This is a genomic window from Neobacillus sp. DFD-2R (assembly GCF_057747865.1).
On the sequence record NZ_CM173228.1, the window covers coordinates 2,056,992 to 2,073,690 of the forward strand.

15 protein-coding genes and 11 tRNA genes are annotated in these 16,699 nt (G+C 35.7%); 23 read left to right on the top strand and 3 right to left on the bottom strand.

Annotation, left to right across the window (positions count from 1 at the left end):
* Positions 1–16 precede the first annotated feature (16 nt).
* Positions 17–1,885 (bottom strand): squalene--hopene cyclase, encoded by a 1,869-nt coding sequence (gene shc, locus AC3ANV_RS10310; protein ID WP_488313527.1) that lies wholly within the window; start codon positions 1,883–1,885, stop codon positions 17–19.
* Between the two features lie 95 nt (positions 1,886–1,980).
* Between shc and AC3ANV_RS10315 the strand changes: the two genes are divergently transcribed.
* The 6 genes from AC3ANV_RS10315 (at position 1,981) to AC3ANV_RS10340 (ending at position 6,805) form a co-directional block, all read left to right on the top strand.
* Positions 1,981–3,105: a DUF2515 domain-containing protein gene (locus AC3ANV_RS10315; protein ID WP_488313528.1), complete on the top strand. Its 1,125-nt coding sequence runs from the start codon at positions 1,981–1,983 to the stop codon at positions 3,103–3,105.
* Positions 3,106–3,121: 16 nt separating this feature from the next.
* Positions 3,122–3,484 (top strand): CBO0543 family protein, encoded by a 363-nt coding sequence (locus AC3ANV_RS10320; protein ID WP_488314179.1) that lies wholly within the window; start codon positions 3,122–3,124, stop codon positions 3,482–3,484.
* A gap of 260 nt (positions 3,485–3,744) precedes the next feature.
* A complete protein-coding gene (locus tag AC3ANV_RS10325) occupies positions 3,745–4,161 on the top strand; it encodes a peptidylprolyl isomerase (protein WP_307405166.1) in 417 nt (138 codons plus the stop codon).
* 107 nt (positions 4,162–4,268) lie between these two features.
* The gene (locus AC3ANV_RS10330) at positions 4,269–5,063 is read left to right on the top strand and encodes a divergent polysaccharide deacetylase family protein (RefSeq protein ID WP_488313529.1); all 795 of its coding nucleotides are present in this window, start codon (positions 4,269–4,271) and stop codon (positions 5,061–5,063) included.
* 119 nt (positions 5,064–5,182) lie between these two features.
* Complete coding sequence (locus AC3ANV_RS10335; protein WP_488313530.1) at positions 5,183–5,935, top strand: exodeoxyribonuclease III; 753 nt, start codon at positions 5,183–5,185, stop codon at positions 5,933–5,935.
* A gap of 96 nt (positions 5,936–6,031) precedes the next feature.
* Positions 6,032–6,805: a class I SAM-dependent methyltransferase gene (locus tag AC3ANV_RS10340; RefSeq protein ID WP_488313531.1), complete on the top strand. Its 774-nt coding sequence runs from the start codon at positions 6,032–6,034 to the stop codon at positions 6,803–6,805.
* Positions 6,806–6,876: 71 nt separating this feature from the next.
* Here the strand turns inward: AC3ANV_RS10340 and AC3ANV_RS10345 are convergent, their stop codons facing one another.
* A complete protein-coding gene (locus AC3ANV_RS10345) occupies positions 6,877–7,014 on the bottom strand; it encodes a hypothetical protein (protein WP_488313532.1) in 138 nt (45 codons plus the stop codon).
* A 512-nt stretch (positions 7,015–7,526) separates the two neighbouring features.
* Here AC3ANV_RS10345 and AC3ANV_RS10350 point away from each other — a divergent pair.
* The 16 genes from AC3ANV_RS10350 (at position 7,527) to AC3ANV_RS10425 (ending at position 14,109) form a co-directional block, all read left to right on the top strand.
* Positions 7,527–7,611, top strand: a tRNA-Leu gene (locus tag AC3ANV_RS10350).
* Positions 7,612–7,646: 35 nt separating this feature from the next.
* A tRNA-Gly gene (locus tag AC3ANV_RS10355) sits at positions 7,647–7,721 on the top strand.
* A gap of 6 nt (positions 7,722–7,727) precedes the next feature.
* Positions 7,728–7,816 (top strand) — tRNA-Leu (locus AC3ANV_RS10360).
* A gap of 29 nt (positions 7,817–7,845) precedes the next feature.
* Positions 7,846–7,922: transfer RNA gene (locus AC3ANV_RS10365), tRNA-Arg, on the top strand.
* A 7-nt stretch (positions 7,923–7,929) separates the two neighbouring features.
* Positions 7,930–8,006: transfer RNA gene (locus tag AC3ANV_RS10370), tRNA-Pro, on the top strand.
* Positions 8,007–8,025: 19 nt separating this feature from the next.
* Positions 8,026–8,101: transfer RNA gene (locus tag AC3ANV_RS10375), tRNA-Ala, on the top strand.
* Positions 8,102–8,119: 18 nt separating this feature from the next.
* Positions 8,120–8,196 (top strand) — tRNA-Met (locus AC3ANV_RS10380).
* A gap of 18 nt (positions 8,197–8,214) precedes the next feature.
* A tRNA-Ser gene (locus tag AC3ANV_RS10385) sits at positions 8,215–8,307 on the top strand.
* Between the two features lie 20 nt (positions 8,308–8,327).
* A tRNA-Tyr gene (locus tag AC3ANV_RS10390) sits at positions 8,328–8,412 on the top strand.
* A gap of 5 nt (positions 8,413–8,417) precedes the next feature.
* A tRNA-Trp gene (locus AC3ANV_RS10395) sits at positions 8,418–8,491 on the top strand.
* Between the two features lie 26 nt (positions 8,492–8,517).
* Positions 8,518–8,598, top strand: a tRNA-Leu gene (locus AC3ANV_RS10400).
* 133 nt (positions 8,599–8,731) lie between these two features.
* Positions 8,732–9,673 carry a tyrosine-type recombinase/integrase gene (locus AC3ANV_RS10405; RefSeq protein ID WP_488313533.1) on the top strand — a complete coding sequence of 314 codons (942 nt, stop codon included), beginning with the start codon at positions 8,732–8,734 and terminating at the stop codon, positions 9,671–9,673.
* Positions 9,674–9,853: 180 nt separating this feature from the next.
* A complete protein-coding gene (locus tag AC3ANV_RS10410) occupies positions 9,854–10,675 on the top strand; it encodes a hypothetical protein (RefSeq protein WP_488313534.1) in 822 nt (273 codons plus the stop codon).
* Between the two features lie 209 nt (positions 10,676–10,884).
* Positions 10,885–11,358, top strand: a complete 474-nt coding sequence (locus AC3ANV_RS10415) for a hypothetical protein (RefSeq protein ID WP_488313535.1) — start codon at positions 10,885–10,887, stop codon at positions 11,356–11,358.
* Positions 11,359–11,747: 389 nt separating this feature from the next.
* A complete protein-coding gene (locus AC3ANV_RS10420) occupies positions 11,748–12,464 on the top strand; it encodes a hypothetical protein (protein WP_488313536.1) in 717 nt (238 codons plus the stop codon).
* Between the two features lie 1,324 nt (positions 12,465–13,788).
* Positions 13,789–14,109, top strand: coding sequence for a hypothetical protein (locus AC3ANV_RS10425; RefSeq protein ID WP_488313537.1), 321 nt, complete (start codon positions 13,789–13,791; stop codon positions 14,107–14,109).
* A 115-nt stretch (positions 14,110–14,224) separates the two neighbouring features.
* On the opposite strand, the gene AC3ANV_RS10430 is transcribed toward AC3ANV_RS10425, so the two are convergent.
* Positions 14,225–15,499 (bottom strand): PDDEXK-like family protein, encoded by a 1,275-nt coding sequence (locus tag AC3ANV_RS10430; RefSeq protein ID WP_488313538.1) that lies wholly within the window; start codon positions 15,497–15,499, stop codon positions 14,225–14,227.
* Between the two features lie 446 nt (positions 15,500–15,945).
* Here AC3ANV_RS10430 and AC3ANV_RS10435 point away from each other — a divergent pair, with 446 nt between their 5' ends.
* On the top strand, positions 15,946–16,659 hold the full coding sequence (locus AC3ANV_RS10435; protein ID WP_488313539.1) for a hypothetical protein: 714 nt from the start codon (positions 15,946–15,948) through the stop codon (positions 16,657–16,659).
* Positions 16,660–16,699: the final 40 nt, after the last annotated feature.

The window sequence follows — 16,699 nt, forward strand, 5'->3', positions numbered from 1 at the left end:
GTCGATGTTTTTACTTTTAGGTTATCTCAAATTTCTTTCGGTAATGTGAGAGGGCTAACAGTGGAAACATATAGCGATAGCTATGATAGTGAATATAAAAGGCTCCGCCCATACCTTGTCCTTTCGGGTAGGAAATGGTCCAATCCTCTTTTTCAAGTGATGCGAGCAAATAAGAAATTCCCTTTCGGATTTCTGCTGTTGGCTTATCCGCAGCTGTAATCAAGGCATCGAGTGCCCAAGAGGTTTGGGTTACAGTGCTGGCGCCCAAAGGGACGTAGTTTTTTTTACTATCGCTCTTGCAGGACTCACCCCAACCGCCATCCTCGTTTTGAATTCTCCGTAACCAATTTACCGCAAGCCGGACGGAAGGATGACCGGTTGGAACTCCGACAGCTGCTAACCCGGTAATGGCCCCCCAAGTTCCATAAAGATAACAAATACCCCATCTTCCGTACCAGGAGCCATCCTTTTCTTGATTTTTCAATAGCCATTTAACACCTTTTTTTAGTGTCTCGTGATTCCTCGATAGATTTGTATAATTTCCAAAAAACTCAAGAGTTCTTCCGGTTAAATCGGCGGTAGAAGGATCTGATAACAAAAACTCACCTTTTTCGATCGGTAAAAAATCGATTAGTTTGGTATCGGCGTTTCTTTCAAAGGAAGGCCAGCCGCCATCTTCATTCTGCATTGAAAAAACCCAGCTAATACCTCGTTCCCAAGCTTGGAGCTGTTCTAAAGACATTCCGGAAATGGATCTTAGCGATGCAGTCGTATCGTCAACGTCGGGATTAATTGTATTGATATTAGAAAATCCCCATCCGCCGGGCAAAATTTTAGGATTATGAATCACCCAATCTCCGAATTTATGATGCTGTTTTCCTAGCAAATATTGATTTGCCTTTTCTACCATGGAATCTTCAGAGAATACCCCCGCTGATTGCAGCACATAGCTAATCATGGAAGTATTCCACACATTCGCTGTAGTGTACTGCATATGGGGCAATCCATTGATTTCGCACTTCATTGCAAGAATTCCATCTATTGCATTTGTAATAATGGGATCGTCCTTTTTATAGCCCAGCGCTAATAGAGCAAAAATCATTAAGAAGGTTGAGCTAAAATAGCTATAAAAAGTTCCGTCAGCTTCAAGATGATCGAGTATATACTTTTTTGCACGATCAAGCGCCATTTTATGAAGCTGTTCAGGTAAGCCCATTAAGTTTTTTACTCCCTCTTCAATAAATGAAAATAAAGACCGCAGTTCAGGCTGACGAAACCATGATTCATCAACATCTCGATGTGTTTGCAAATCGGATAGGTCCGGACTTCGATCAGTCCTTATCGTAAATTTTTTTTCAGAAAGAATCATAATCGGAGCAAGGTTCGCTCTCCCAAATACCGAAAACTTATAAAAATTAATTGGGAAGTGCAGCGGCAAAAGAATCACTTCAATGGGAAGGGGGGAATAGGAAGGCCATTTATATTGTCCCGTTAAAGAGAGCATGATTTTTGTAAACATACTAGCTTCTTCCAAACCGCCATTTGCTAAAATGAATTTTTTCGCTGCACGCATTCGTTTATCGTCTTTTGTGTAATAGCCTGAATAAAGCAATGCATAATAGGCTTCTACAGTAGAAGATAAATTCCCATCACCCTCATCGAAATAAAGCTTCCAAGCGCCATTTTTTTCCTGTCTGCTTAAAATCCTTGACGCAAGACCTTTGATTAATTCTTCATCATTTAATTCCAATGACCGTAATAAAATGATCATATAAGCATCTGTTGATAATCCGGTTTCAAATGGATAATTCCATGAGCCGTCGGGAGATTGATCTTTCCTAAGTATTTCAATAATCCCATCGATGCCTTTTTTTGTACTGCTCATTCTTAGTCCTCTCCTCTCCCAAATACCGTTCTCATCTATACATATTCCCTTGGTGCAAGGAGAATTCGTGAGGGAGGTCATGTGCCATTTTTTTTATGAGAACACGAGATAAAACTCCGCTGGAAAGTCTAAAGGAAGAATTAAAGAAAAAAAGTAAGGCTGCAAGTGGGACTTCCCTTCAAGAAGGACTCGTAACAAAGGAAGAAAAAATCATTTTGGAAAAAATCGGTTTGAAAACGAGAGAAATGAATAAAAACAATGTAACAAGGACGAAGGCTTATTTCGATTTTTACCAACAACACCCCGAAATCCATTGGGCCTTTTTAGGACATATGGTCTCTCGTAATGGCGGCTGGAACATGACCGATTTAAAAGGAGAGTTTCTAACAAGATTATTACCCGGTAAAGAAAGAAACGCCTTTTTTGCTTTTTTGGAACGAGGCAACTGGTTAATTTTCCAAGATGCGTATCCACAATTCTTGATTTATGAAGAAAGTTTAAAACGACACAAACCTTATTTCCATCTATTTTCATATTTAAATATATCCGTTTTTATGGAAACGATTTGGCGTTTCTTCTGGAAGAGTCATGATACCTATGTTCTCACCATGGCGCTTATCATTAATGAACAAAGCTATCTGGAAAAAAGAGTGGTCCAAAATCCGCGTTATAAAAAAGAAGTATTTGGTAAATTGGAGTTTAAGCTCCAGGACCTTCTTTCCTTTAATCATATTCTTTTTCCATATGCAAAAAAAAACTTGATCGGGCAAACACTCCACCAGTTTGATTCGTTACATGAGCGGATTCTTTTAGGAAAAAGACTGTATGCCGTGCTGTTTCAGAATAAAGATCGCTTGGAGCTGGTAATTGATTGGGCGAAGCACCACCCGCATACCGGTTCAAGAAAGGATTATTGGCCTCATATTTTTAACAATGTTAATGAAGGAATTCCCGGGTTTGCCTATCAGCTCCGTTTGAAATCATGCCAGCTCAGGACAGGAGCAAGAAGAATTTATAGTCCTGACCTGGAAAGTGCTTGGAAAAATGTAAACCATGAAGAAGCAGAGAAAGGAGATTGGTTTGAAGACGATCAGGTAGTCGGTTATTTAGCCTTAGATAATGAAATTTTTGATGGGGAGATTAAGAATGAATACTGCAAAACACTTGAACGACTCGAGCTTGCGGCACTTGCAAAAAAAGCGATTTCCATTTTGGAATAAAGATTTTATTCCGGCAATGATACTAGCTTCTGTAATTGGAACGTTTTTAGATCATTATTTTGTTAAATCACAGCTTTATGAGTTTCCCTTTAGACCCTTTCCGGAATTCTTTTCAGTCAATATTATATTTACTTTTCTTGGGCTCCCTATTTTTGTGATGGTTTTTCTCCATTACATGACACGGGTAAATTCATGGGGAAAAGCAGGCCTCATTATTTTTCTAAGCCTCTTAATGCCAATTTTTGAAAAATTTGCAGAAGTCTGCGGCTTGTTTGTCCATTCACCCGATTGGAAACACATCTATACATTTGCGGGTTACTTATTATTCTTAACGATTATTTACCTGTTTCATCAATGGTTGGAAAAGAAAAAGAGATAAAAAACAAAAGCCAAGACTCGTCTTGGCTTTTGCGGTGATCGCACTGCGACACCTTGGTGCTTCCCCTCCCATCCGTACAGTGGTTAAGTGTCCCGCAACAAGCGAATGTTGGGAGGGGTATTTATATTTTAACACATTTTATAATTAATTATAACAGTAACAATTGCTCCAGACTTTCTTTTCTTTTTTGAAAAGTGTATGATAAAAATGATTTTTTACATAAAGGAGTGTTTGAAGTGGCAAAAAAAGGACATTTTTTAATGGAAAACGGAGAAAAAATCGAATTTGATTTATATCCAAATGAAGCACCCGGCACGGTTGAAAATTTTGAAACCTTAGCGAACAAAGGTTTTTACAATGGTCTTACGTTTCATCGGGTTATACCTGGTTTTGTAAGCCAAGGCGGATGCCCTGAGGGCCGTGGGACTGGCGGACCTGGTTACACGATTAAATGTGAAACAGAAGGAAACCCTCACAAGCATGTTCCCGGTGCATTATCAATGGCACATGCAGGCAAAAACACAGGTGGAAGCCAATTCTTTATCGTACACGAATCACAACCGCATCTTAACGGTGTTCACACTGTTTTCGGTCAAGTAACATCCGGTTTGGAAACGGCAAAAGCGATGCGTAATGGCGACATAATGAAAGAAGTAAAGGTTTATGATGCTGAATAAGTAAGATTTAGAGAGCTAATCCGTGGTTAGCTCTCTTTTTGTTCTCAAAAGAATTTTTTTCCCCCCAGAAGGGCAAATTAAAAAAAATGTTTATTTTGGGGGTTAATATGAAAAAGTTTGCTTTAATACTTATCCCTTTCCTGTTTTTTTCGTTTCAAATCACTGCCAAAGCTGAAAACAATGGACCAAAAGAACTGAAAGCTGCCATTATTATTGATGATTTTGGGGGAGGCACCGGTGGTGTAAGAGACTTTTTAGAGGGGGATATTCCCATTACTGCAGCCGTTATGCCGTTTACACCATCATCGAAAGAACATGCGGAATGGGCTCATAAAAACGGTTTTGAAGTAATGGTACATTTGCCGATGGAGCCGAAAAGAGGAAAAAGATCCTGGCTGGGACCAAAACCGATTACTGTCGATTTGACTCTTAAAGAAGTAAGGCAACGGGTCGAGGAAGCAATCGATAGCGTGCCATATGCGGTTGGACTCAATAATCATATGGGTTCACTTGCAGTGGAAAACGAACAGATTGTCCGGACGATTGTACAGGTAGCAAAGGAAAGAAACCTATTTATTATCGATAGCGGGACGAGCCCGGGTACAAAATTTCCGGAAATCGCAAAAGAACTGGGAGTACCCCTGTTAAAAAGGGATGTATTTCTTGATGATATTTCTTCTTCCTCCCATGTAAGAAAACAAATGGTTCGGCTGGCAAAAGTAACCGAAATTAAAGGCCAGGGCATTGCCATCGGCCATGTTGGGGTAACTGGAAAAGTATGTTCAATTGGTGTTTTTGAATCGATAGAGGAATTTAAAAGACGAAACATAAAAATTGTTCCGGTCTCCCAGCTATTTTCAGAAAAATTACCTAATAAAAATTTCCCACCCTATTTCCATTGAAAAGCCGGAATCCTGAATTCCGGTTTTTTTTATGAAATTTTCCATTGCCAATATGATGTGATTAAGACAAAATGAAAAAATAGATAACAATGTAGGTGTAAGGGAGAAGGAATTTTATTATGAAATTTGTTTCTTGGAATGTTAACGGCCTTCGGGCTTGTGTAAAAAAGGGATTTTTGGATTATTTTAATGAGGTAAATGCCGATATATTCTGTGTGCAGGAAACGAAACTACAGGAGGGACAAATTTCTCTTGAATTGGAAGGATACCACCAATACTGGAATTACGCTGTTAAAAAAGGCTATTCCGGTACAGCTGTTTTTACTAAAAACGAACCATTGTCTGTGAGGTATGGGTTAGGTACGGATGATTCAGAAGCTGAAGGAAGAATCCTTACATTAGAGTTTGAAGCCTTTTTTCTAGTAAATGTTTATACACCAAACTCACAAAGAGATTTGGCAAGGCTTAGTTTCCGATTGGATTGGGAGGAGCGAATTTTTGCTCATCTAAAAGAATTAGATACTTTAAAGCCGGTAATCCTATGCGGGGACTTGAATGTTGCTCACCAAGAAATTGACTTAAGAAATCCAAAGTCAAATCAGGGCAACTCCGGTTTCACAGAGGAAGAACGAGGAAAAATGAGTATATTACTGGATGCGGGTTTTATCGATAGCTTCCGTCATTTTTATCCTGATCAGGAAGGATCTTACACCTGGTGGTCATATATGAGCAAAGTAAGGGAAAAGAATATTGGATGGCGGATTGATTATTTTATTGTTTCAGCTTCTTTAAAAGATCGTCTGGTCGATGCCAATATTCATTCTGAAATAATGGGAAGTGACCATTGCCCTGTATTACTTGAAATAAGTTAAATTTTTCTTATCATCTCTCATAAAAAACTCGAAATTTTCATTATCGAGGTTCTGTTTTATAGTTATTTTATATAAAACGATAACGGGAGGATGGATATGGATATTAAAAAAGACGTTCAAAAGCAGTTTGGTAAAAGTGCTGAATCGTATGTTTCAAGCACCATTCATAAAGAAGGCAAAGACCTGCAAAAGCTACTGGAATTGGCGACAATTCATGGACAGGAACATCTGCTTGATGTGGCAACAGGAGGCGGACATACGGCTAACGCCTTTGCACCGTTCGTAAATAAAGTGACTGCTGTTGATTTGACACAAGAAATGGTTGTAGCTGCTGAAAAATTTATAACTGAAAACGGCCATCAAAACGTCGATTTTGTTATAGGTGATGCGGAAAAGCTTCAATTTCCGGATGTTTCCTTTGATATTGTAACTTGCCGCATTGCACCACATCATTTTCCGAATGTAAAAAAATTTATTGCAGAGGTCCATCGCGTACTTGCAGCGAATGGTCAATTTTTGCTTGATGACAATGTAACTCCTGAAGATGATGAATTGGATCATTTTTATAATACCATCGAAAAAATAAGAGATTATAGCCATTTCCGTGCTTGGAAAAAAACAGAATGGCTTCGAATGCTGGAATTAGCCGGTTTTGAAATTATAGCTTGGTATCGTTTTGATAAAATTTTTCAATTTGATCCATGGTGCAGTCGGATGAATTTATCGGAAGCGGATAAAGACAAATTGATCCACTACATTCTTGCTGCACCCCAAAAGGTCAAAGATAAATTTAGGATTGTTATTAAGGACGATCGAATTATTTCATTTCAAGGGGAAGCAATGGTTCTAAAGGCAATGAAAAGGGTATGAAAAAAACCTTTGCATCGAAGAGGTAAGTGGCTCTTCATGCAAAGGTTTTTTACGTTTTCTTGAGGAAAATGTTAAATGTCATTAAGGGCGGTACCAATTACATCAAATTCAGGTAGTCTCTCATCTTGATTAGAGTTTTCCCACTGTTCTTGCTCACTGGAACCGACTATTCCTTTTTCATCCTCTTTTTTATATAGATTCATACTCACAGTAAGAACATCTCCTTTCCATATTTTATGACCATGTGTACTAAAATATTTTTACCCATAAAAATCCAGTCTAAACCATTTTTATTAATGGGAAATTAACATGAGAAAAATACTGAATAATAATTTGAAGAAATCGGTAAGGCTGCATGTTTAAAAAATCAACGTTGGCATAACAATTTTTACAGTTGTAGAATAGACGCGGTGAAAAGAAATTTTCGTTAACGTTATATATTATGTCTGATTACACGAATGCGTTCACCCGGTGAGGAAATTCTCCCACTTCAATTATGTGTTATCTGTGGGTGTATGACGAGGAAATATCCAATTATAGATGAGGTTATTTAAAAATGGTTTCGTATTTATTTTGAGAGGTTAAAAAACTAAAACTACTTCCAGTTATTTCTGAAAAAATAATTCAAAAAAAGATGTTGAATTTTGCCGGAATACGTAGTATTATAGATTTTGTCGCTGATGCGATAAAGTAGAAATGAGCAAGTAAATTGATTTAATATGCGGGTGTGGCGGAATTGGCAGACGCACCAGACTTAGGATCTGGCGCCGCAAGGCGTGGGGGTTCGACTCCCTTCACCCGCACCAAAGTTTTTTGCGATAGCAAAATAACTTACCATGATGCGGAAGTAGTTCAGTGGTAGAACACCACCTTGCCAAGGTGGGGGTCGCGGGTTCGAATCCCGTCTTCCGCTCCAAGTATTGCCGGGGTGGCGGAACTGGCAGACGCACAGGACTTAAAATCCTGCGGTAGGTGACTACCGTACCGGTTCGATTCCGGTCCTCGGCACCAAAGTTTTTGCGATAGCAAAATAAGAATATGCGCCCGTAGCTCAATTGGATAGAGCGTCTGACTACGGATCAGAAGGTTATGGGTTCGACTCCTTTCGGGCGCGCCACTATAAACGGGAAGTAGCTCAGCTTGGTAGAGCACTTGGTTTGGGACCAAGGGGTCGCAGGTTCGAATCCTGTCTTCCCGACCATTTTTAAAACATTTGTTATGGGGCCTTAGCTCAGCTGGGAGAGCGCCTGCTTTGCACGCAGGAGGTCAGCGGTTCGATCCCGCTAGGCTCCACCATAATTTAATCTTACATTTGGCGGTGTAGCTCAGCTGGCTAGAGCGTACGGTTCATACCCGTAAGGTCGGGGGTTCGATCCCCTCCGCCGCTACCAAATTTTTTTGAAAATAATGGAGGAATACCCAAGTCCGGCTGAAGGGATCGGTCTTGAAAACCGACAGGCGGGTTAAACCGCGCGGGGGTTCGAATCCCTCTTCCTCCGCCATTATTTTTTTCTTTATATGTGGAGGGGTAGCGAAGTGGCTAAACGCGGCGGACTGTAAATCCGCTCCCTCCGGGTTCGGCGGTTCGAATCCGTCCCCCTCCACCATTTATAGGGGTATAGTTTAAAGGTAGAACGAAGGTCTCCAAAACCTTTGGTGTGGGTTCAATTCCTACTACCCCTGCCACTTAATCTTTAATAATTTATAAATTTGCCGGTGTGGCGGAATTGGCAGACGCGCACGACTCAAAATCGTGTTCCTCTGGAGTGTCGGTTCGACCCCGACCACCGGTATAGAAAATAAGGTAAGAATCCTTATTTATCAAGGCTTTCAACATTTGTTGGAAGTCTTTTTTTGTTTAATTGGCATAAGATTCAAAACCCCTAAAATCGTGCGCGCTAAATCTTACGCTTAGGAGTGAAAATTATGGCAAGAAGGGGAGCTTTATCAGAAGAAGAGGTAAAGATTGTTAGAAAGAAATTAACCGATGAAGAAGCTTTTTCAAAATTCGAGAGAGAATGCCAACTTAAAAATCTAAGACCTTCAACAATGGAGTTTTATAAAAATGAGTTTAAAGCAGTAAAAAAATCTCTTATAGAAATGGAAATTGATAAAGAGATTATCGAGCTTAAAAAGCAAGATATTGAAAAATTGATTCTTCATTTGAAGGAAGAAATTAAAATTGTCAGCATTAACACAAGAATCAGAGCTCTTAGTGCATTCTTCAATTATTTATATCGAATTAGAGCTGTCACACCAAATCCAATGAAAAATATTCAGCAGCTTCGAGATCGTCGGAGAGTAATTGAAACATTGGAAGATGATGAAATTATTAGCTTAACTAAATTTATGAAAAAACAAAAGAGCTTTATTGGAGAAAGAGACTTAGTCATTTTTTTAGTAATGCTTGACACTGGAATTAGACTATCAGAATCAGTAGGAATTAAGGTAGAAGATGTTAGGAAGAATAAGCTGATTATTAGGAACACTAAAAATATGATTGAAAGGGTAGTTTATCCATCAAAGAAAGTCCAAGCATATCTGGAAAATTATATAAAACTTAGAGGGAAATTGGCCCACGAGTATTTATTCATTAACAGAGATAATGAATCCTTAAGACCCAGAAGTATTCAGACAAGATTTGAAAAGTACAAATCAGAAGTAGGATTAGAAAAACAGTTTAGCCCTCATATCCTACGCCATACATATGCGAAACGTTCGATATTAGCTGGTATGGATGCATTTTCATTGGCAGCATTGTTGGGCCATAGTGATTTATCAGTAACAAAAAAATATGTAGCTTTATGGGGGAATGATTTGGAAGAAAAAGCTAAGAAGTACAGCGCAATAGACAAGCTAGAAATATAGTTCCATAAAATGGTAATTAATATTGTACTTTAGTGCTTTAAAGTGTTAAAATATAATTATAAACAAAAACTTGTCCATCGTAGAGCTGGAACTCTAGGACAAGTCTCTAATAACAATTCACAAGGAATCGTCATTTCAATTATAAGATGATTTTCCTTGTATTTCAAGGAGAAGATGAAGATGTTATTAAACGGAAAGCCAGAAGAGTTAGTAAAATACAGTAAAGGCGTATACGACAAAGATGCGTTTATTCAAGCAATTAAAGATCGTTGGGAACTTACGGACTTACAAATTAGGGAAGCTTATTTAGTTGCTGATTTGGCTGAAAAGGCTCAAGGAGTCTTTTCTGTCTCTTATGGCAAGTTCATTAAAATGTTTAAAGAAAGATTTGATATGGAAATAAGCCTTTCATCAGTAAGAAGATTTTTTGCTCTTCTTTCAAAAATTTGTGTATTGACAGTAAATGAGGGTAGAAGAAAAAATAACAAAAAATCAGCAAATATCTATATCATTGAACCATTAGCTGAAGCAAAAGAACAGGTTAAAGAGTATTCAATAGAACAGACATATGAACACATTGAAGAGCATAGAAAAGAGCATAACGAAGGACATATTGATGAGCATTATAATATAACTATAAAAAATACTTTAAAAAATACTTATAAAAATACTATAAATATACCTCTAACTACTAGTAAAAGTAAATTTATCGATAATCAATTAAGGAATAAGTACCCTCATGGACCTTTCGAAGAAATTAAGCAGCAAATACTAAATGATAGCTCCTTAACGATTGATAATATTAATCAGTACAAAGGAATTCTTGAGTACAAACTAAAAAGATGGAAACCAAATCATAAGAAAGTCACCAGAAAAGAAATGCTACCAGATTGGTTCTATGAAGATGATGAAGTTGCCAAACAGCCTACAATGAGTCAGGAAGAGCTTGATCGTAAAAAAGCTGAAATTGATGAAATGCTGGCTAAATTTAGAAGTAATTAATGACCTTTATTTTTACAATTGGCTAGATTACTAGAATGGCTCTCAGAAGCTCCAGGATTCATTCTGGGACTCAGAAATATAAGGGATAATAATTTATATTATATCTATTGTTTTTGTCCTTAGATTTAAAATTATGACAACATTTATACAACAGGTTAGAGAATCGATAGTTTAATAGTTTAAACCATTTTGATTGGGGGAAGAATGTTATGGAAGTTTATAAAAAAGTTGATGATATTGCTAATTCACTTGGAATGTCTCCATCAACCGTAAAGAAATATTATTTATTAATTCAGCAACATGGTTACAGGTTCAAACGTTGCCAACAAGGACAAATCATGTTCACTGATTATGAAGTTCAGTTATTTCGCAATTTGCTCCAATTGAAGAATGAGCCCGGAATGAGTGTGTCTAAAGCAGTAGAGCAACTTCTAAAGGAAAAAGGAATTTACAGTACTAATGATGTTTCTCTTAAATTAACATTAATGGTAAAGGAAATTAATTATTTGAAACAATTGGTGTCTCAGCAGAATCAAGCTATGGAAAAACTGCAAGATCAATTGAATAGAATTGAAGAACATAGAAAAATTGATACACGAAAAAAATTAGACGACTTAGAAGAGGACCTAATTAATTTCATAAAAACATCAATGATGAATTGGCAAAATGACTGGAGTAGATAATTTTAACCAAAAGGTAGTAAGGTATGGTCCATAATCATACATATATTGGATTTTTTATCCTTTTAATTTTAGGGTAAATCTTAACAGTATATGCGATGATTTAAAACCTTTTCTTTTTAAGAAAATTGAGAAAAACATTATTTATATGTGTTAGGGTACTTACCTTTAAAGGAGGAAGCATAATGTCTTCAAATACATTCACCAACTATACGAAGAAATACTACGTTCTTAATTAAGCGTATTCAAAAAACAGAAAATTCTCTCAACTCACGACGTTAATAGAACATACTTTGGAATTCCTTACTACAATTGGCTAAACGAAATAGAGGGAATTCATAGTAAAATGTCGTATTTATAAGGTAGAACGAGCATTGAACGAGGTGAGAACGTTGGAAGAGAACGAGCGCGCTTATTGGACGAACGAGGTCGCATATATGCTTGAAATAGGTGATAGCACTCTTCGAAAATGGAGCATAGCTCTTGAAAAACAAGGTTACCATTTTGTTAAAGGCGATCAGGAAAGCAGAGCCTTTGTAATGCATGATATTGACGTTCTTCTAAGGATGAAGAATGCTATTCGTTTAGAAAGAAAATCTACAATTGCTGCTGCTAAGATTGCTATTAAACAAGGTAGAACGACCACCGTTCAAGGAGAACAACAAAAGGATGAACGAGATAGAACGACACTCGCTCCAGTAGAACAGGATAGAACCAGACCCGTTCCTCAAAATAACCAATTTGACTACGAAGCTATCTCAAAAATGATAGTCCAAGAAGTCAGCTCACTTTGGTTGAAAAAGTTTGAAGAATCAGAGAAGAGGTATGTAGAACGGGAGTCGTTCGTGTTAAAAAAGCTTGAAGAATATGAAGAACGACACTCGCACTTGATGGAAGAACACAACATAGAACTTCAAGAAACTAAAAAGGAACTTCAAGAAATAAAGGAAGAACAGAAGGCCTCTAGAAAATTGGTAGAATCTAAAATAATAAATGATGAATTTCAGAAAGTTTATCAAAAAACTGACCATATGTTCGAAGAAATTATGAAAGAAATTGCTGCTTCAAAAGAGAAAAAAGGATTCTTCAGGAGATTGTTTGGAAAATGACAGTTAAAATGACATCTGATGAAATTTAAGAAGTGATTGAGAACATGGAAAACGATGAACGGTGGTAGTTGCTGCATGAGTTATTTTATCGACATTTCAACAATCCCAGAATTCACGAGTTGATTTGGATGATGAAGAATAAGTGAAGAAATTGACTCATATGCTTTATAGAGGGCATGTTATCAAGGTGAGGTTTTCCTCCACAGTTTTCCTCACTAACTGAGCAGCTGCCACCACTAATGAATACTGTATGCAGGATTAATACGCAAAATATTCTTTTGTCGAAATTGATGGATTGATAGAATCAATGTTTGCTATCCCTCAAACTAAAACTCAATATGCAAGATTTTATACATTGGGTCAACGATGCGGTTTTCATCTGTATCGTCTTTTTTATTTATGAATAAAAACTTTCATTGAATCTATAAAAGTTAAAACTTTTTTTAAAGTTCTATTTACGTTTTTCCGTGACCGGATATAATATCTCCATAAGTGAATAAGATGGTTTTAGAAGCTGAGAGTTTTACCAGAAAAAACTCCAAGGTGAGCTGAGCCGACGCAAGATTGAATGAAATCAGCAGTAGATACTTGATTCTTAAGTATCTTCGAGGGTGAGTTTTTTCTGACAGGTACTTCTCACTTAAATCAAAAATAACCCGGGGAGAACAATTTTAATAATTGTTTGTTAACAAGGCCTCAAGTGAAGTTAACAGTACATCTTCTGATGTATCTCCAAATGTTGGATACTTGGGGTGTATATAGGCAATATAATCTTTAAATAAACAAATAAATAAAAAATTAAATAAAAAAATTATCTAATTACTCATATGATAAATAACTTCTAAAATAAAAAATTAAATGATAGCTGTGAGCAACTTGTTGCGAACATAAAATAAACTATCTCAATTGATAAATTATCTTATATGATCGTATCTAAAATATGAGGAGAATGTACTCTTCTACGGGGGCGTGTGTTGAATCGACGAAGAGGTTTTGATATTATCTATTATTCAGTTTAAATTTGATTCAATTCCGAAAAATAACTGAAAAATTGTCTATATGTAGTATCTTTCATTAGGGGAAAACACTTAAAAATGTCTATCAATAGGAAATATTCATTAAAATGAGAAAAATGTACTAATTCCATTGCAAAAGAAGAAATAAGCAATTCTGAGACTTTTATTATGAAATTTTTATATTATAACCAAATACAAAAAGCACCATTTAGGTCCTTTTCGCTTTTTCAACTAAAACACCCGTTACTTTAAGTGTAACCCTTCACAATCTCATTTGGGGTATAATTGTAGCAAAAAGGATTAGGGGCATGATTATGAAACCGTCAGTATCCAAGATTTTTGAGAAAAAGCCTGAAAGATGGGGACTTAGAGGTGATCCTTATTTATGGGATGAACTTCAACAGGTTTTCACCACGATTCCATTACCTTGTTCGAAAACTTGTTTTATCCACCATTTTGAAAAGTTTTTTCATGAACTCACAAATCACTCATTGAAGTCAGAATCTGATTTCTGGGTAGAAAAATACGACCACGGGGGTATGTCTGGTGGGGGTATTAGTGTAGAGTTTTGGCAAAAAAATGCTCTTCCGCTTTTAATCACCCGTTTACAAAAGATAAGCAAAGAATAATAGAAAGTAATTCTAGAAGCAATACTATACTAGGAATGCTATGTTGAAATCCTAAAATATCATAAAAATAACCTTTTAATTTAAGAAAAGGTTATTTTTATGATTACCATTAAGCTTATTTCGAAATTGAATATCCTAATGTTTTTGCTTTAGAAATAAAATTTTCAATATTACCGATCCCCCATTGAGAACATACTGCAACTTTTATACCATCACGTGTTGTAAGAATTTCATTCGGACTCATAAAATATCTTCGTGAGCCACCGTTTTTGTCAGCCACTTCTAATGTTTGAACCACACCTTGTTTACCCTCTTTCAGACTATCCTCAAATACACTTTTTAAATCTTCCAAACTTGGATTGTTTGTTTTCACATAGTCAGTTACTACGGCCAAAACAAGTCTCCCTTTTCCATATTCTTTTCCATTGAAAACATATTTTGTAAAGTCTTTCTTATATTTAGTGGAAAAAGTATCAATCATTGATTCCATTTTATTTCTTTCGTCTTCATCAATATTTTCATCCTCTTTTAATACATTTAACATTGCCAAAAGAAGCGGTCTATTCGAATCCCAAAAGTCTATCAATAATTTACGTTCACGTTCACTTATTGCCATTACTAATCCTGCCTTTCCATTTTCATCAATTGAAGGGTAACTTAAACACCTTAAATAATTGTTAATTAGCGCACTAGCCTCTAGAGTTAATTGCTGTTTTTTACAAGGCTCAATCACATAATCTACTAAATATTGATAATTCAATTGAATGTATTGTTTATTGGCACATTGCTGTTCCTCTAACTGTAAAAGTTCATTATTTGAGATAGGACTCAGAAAAACAAAAATATTTTTTGAAGATGAAGCAAATTGTTCAATAGCCCATTCATAATAGTAATTTGTTTGGTCGTCCTGTTCCTTTGATTTAACCTTATTTTCAAGTACTATCTTTATGTTGGTTTCGTCGTAACTTTCACTAAAAAAAACTAAAGTTATGTCTAGGAATATATCAATTCGTCTTGATTTAGTAATTACTTTTTCTCTTTCAATTTGAACATTTTTTACCTTATAATTTCCTGTAATGATTCCGTCAATCAACTCATCAGGAAACAAATTAGGATTTTTTTTTGCGTAAGCGCAGTCATTGCTAACCAAAATTAGTGCTTCTAGAAATTTTCTTAATCCATATTCGTTTAACCCATGATGTTCATAAGGGTCTAAAAGCCAAGCAATGAAATTACTATGCACATTTTCATTTCGCATAATTCCAAGAATATCAAATATACCTTTTTGTTCATAAAACAACTTTAAATCACGATACTTGGATGAATTAAATAATTGAATCATACTTTTTCTTATATCAATATCGTTTTTTAATATTGGTTCTTCTAACACCTTTATAACCCCACTCTATTGTTTTTCTTAATCATACTTCACTTTCATATAGGCTTCAATTTTATGAACGATTTTCTTCCCAAACGTAAGTCCAAAAGCAAGCATACCTATAATTAACGGGTTCTTTTTTGAAGTACAAAACTTAAAAAGTTGGGGAAATTACACCTTAAATTGCACCGTATTTAGTACGGTTTTTATTGAACGAAAATAAATCAACACAATCGAATGACCGTGCTGATTTTGTATATATTATATTTTCTTCTTCAACTCAAGCACCCTTTGAAGAAGGATAATGAAATTCCTATTTTATTACTAAATACAAAAAGGACCTGGTCCTTTTTACTTTTATTACTCAGAAGGTGTATAGGCCCGACCTTTTCGTATTAGTAACATAATTGTATAATAAATTGGAAATAATGTAATTTTTTATATTGGAGGTCCTACAAATGGACATAAATCAGCTAATTGATAAAATGTATGGAATGTTACCTAACTCACTTCAGGAGCCTGTGAGGGCTACAGTTGAAATTGGAGGAGGTATACTTCCTTATGTAAGCTCAGGATTGAATTATTTACGATTTAGAAAAATTAATCAAGAACTAAGTAAACATAACGGTCAAATATCTAACATCATTGAAAAATTAGCAGCAAGTGAAAATGAGTTGTTTTTTAAGCAAGAAGTTTTTTCAATTGTTCTTAATAGAATAATTAATGATGAACAAGAAGAAAAGATAAAGATTATTTTAAACGGTTTCGAATATATAATTGAAAACGACATTTTAGATTTAGATAAGGTATTTAATTACTATGATGTATTGGCTGAAATGAGATTAAGTGAAATTGTTCATCTTACTGAAAAATATGTTGTACATGAAAAGATGGAATCAAATATTCAATTAAGCAAAGAAGACACTGAGGATGACAGTGAAAAGGAAGATATTGAACGGTACATGGATAATAAGTTATTTAGGCTAGGAATTTTAGAATATATGAAGGAACCAGTAAATGAATTTTCTGGAAGAGATTATACGCAAAGTAGCTTACCACATCAATGGCAACCTCTAGCACCTGTAAAATTAGAAACAAATATGGACAAATTTAGATTAAGTAATTTTGGTATAAGATTTATTAAGTTCTTTTATGAAGAAGAAACAGAATAAAAAGATCGGGCATCTTAATGTCCGATTTTTTAATATATAA

Excerpts from the sequence above, each read along its gene's own strand:
- AC3ANV_RS10415 (WP_488313535.1), top strand. The coding sequence starts at position 10,885 with ATGGAAGTTTATAAAAAAGTTGATGATATTGCTAATTCACTTGGAATG.
- AC3ANV_RS10320 (WP_488314179.1), top strand. The coding sequence starts at position 3,122 with ATGATACTAGCTTCTGTAATTGGAACGTTTTTAGATCATTATTTTGTT.
- AC3ANV_RS10435 (WP_488313539.1), top strand. The coding sequence starts at position 15,946 with ATGGACATAAATCAGCTAATTGATAAAATGTATGGAATGTTACCTAAC.
- AC3ANV_RS10410 (WP_488313534.1), top strand. The coding sequence starts at position 9,854 with ATGTTATTAAACGGAAAGCCAGAAGAGTTAGTAAAATACAGTAAAGGC.
- AC3ANV_RS10425 (WP_488313537.1), top strand. The coding sequence starts at position 13,789 with ATGATTATGAAACCGTCAGTATCCAAGATTTTTGAGAAAAAGCCTGAA.
- shc (WP_488313527.1), bottom strand. The coding sequence starts at position 1,885 with ATGAGCAGTACAAAAAAAGGCATCGATGGGATTATTGAAATACTTAGG.
- AC3ANV_RS10315 (WP_488313528.1), top strand. The coding sequence starts at position 1,981 with ATGAGAACACGAGATAAAACTCCGCTGGAAAGTCTAAAGGAAGAATTA.
- AC3ANV_RS10340 (WP_488313531.1), top strand. The coding sequence starts at position 6,032 with ATGGATATTAAAAAAGACGTTCAAAAGCAGTTTGGTAAAAGTGCTGAA.
- AC3ANV_RS10335 (WP_488313530.1), top strand. The coding sequence starts at position 5,183 with ATGAAATTTGTTTCTTGGAATGTTAACGGCCTTCGGGCTTGTGTAAAA.
- AC3ANV_RS10405 (WP_488313533.1), top strand. The coding sequence starts at position 8,732 with ATGGCAAGAAGGGGAGCTTTATCAGAAGAAGAGGTAAAGATTGTTAGA.
- AC3ANV_RS10330 (WP_488313529.1), top strand. The coding sequence starts at position 4,269 with ATGAAAAAGTTTGCTTTAATACTTATCCCTTTCCTGTTTTTTTCGTTT.
- AC3ANV_RS10325 (WP_307405166.1), top strand. The coding sequence starts at position 3,745 with ATGGAAAACGGAGAAAAAATCGAATTTGATTTATATCCAAATGAAGCA.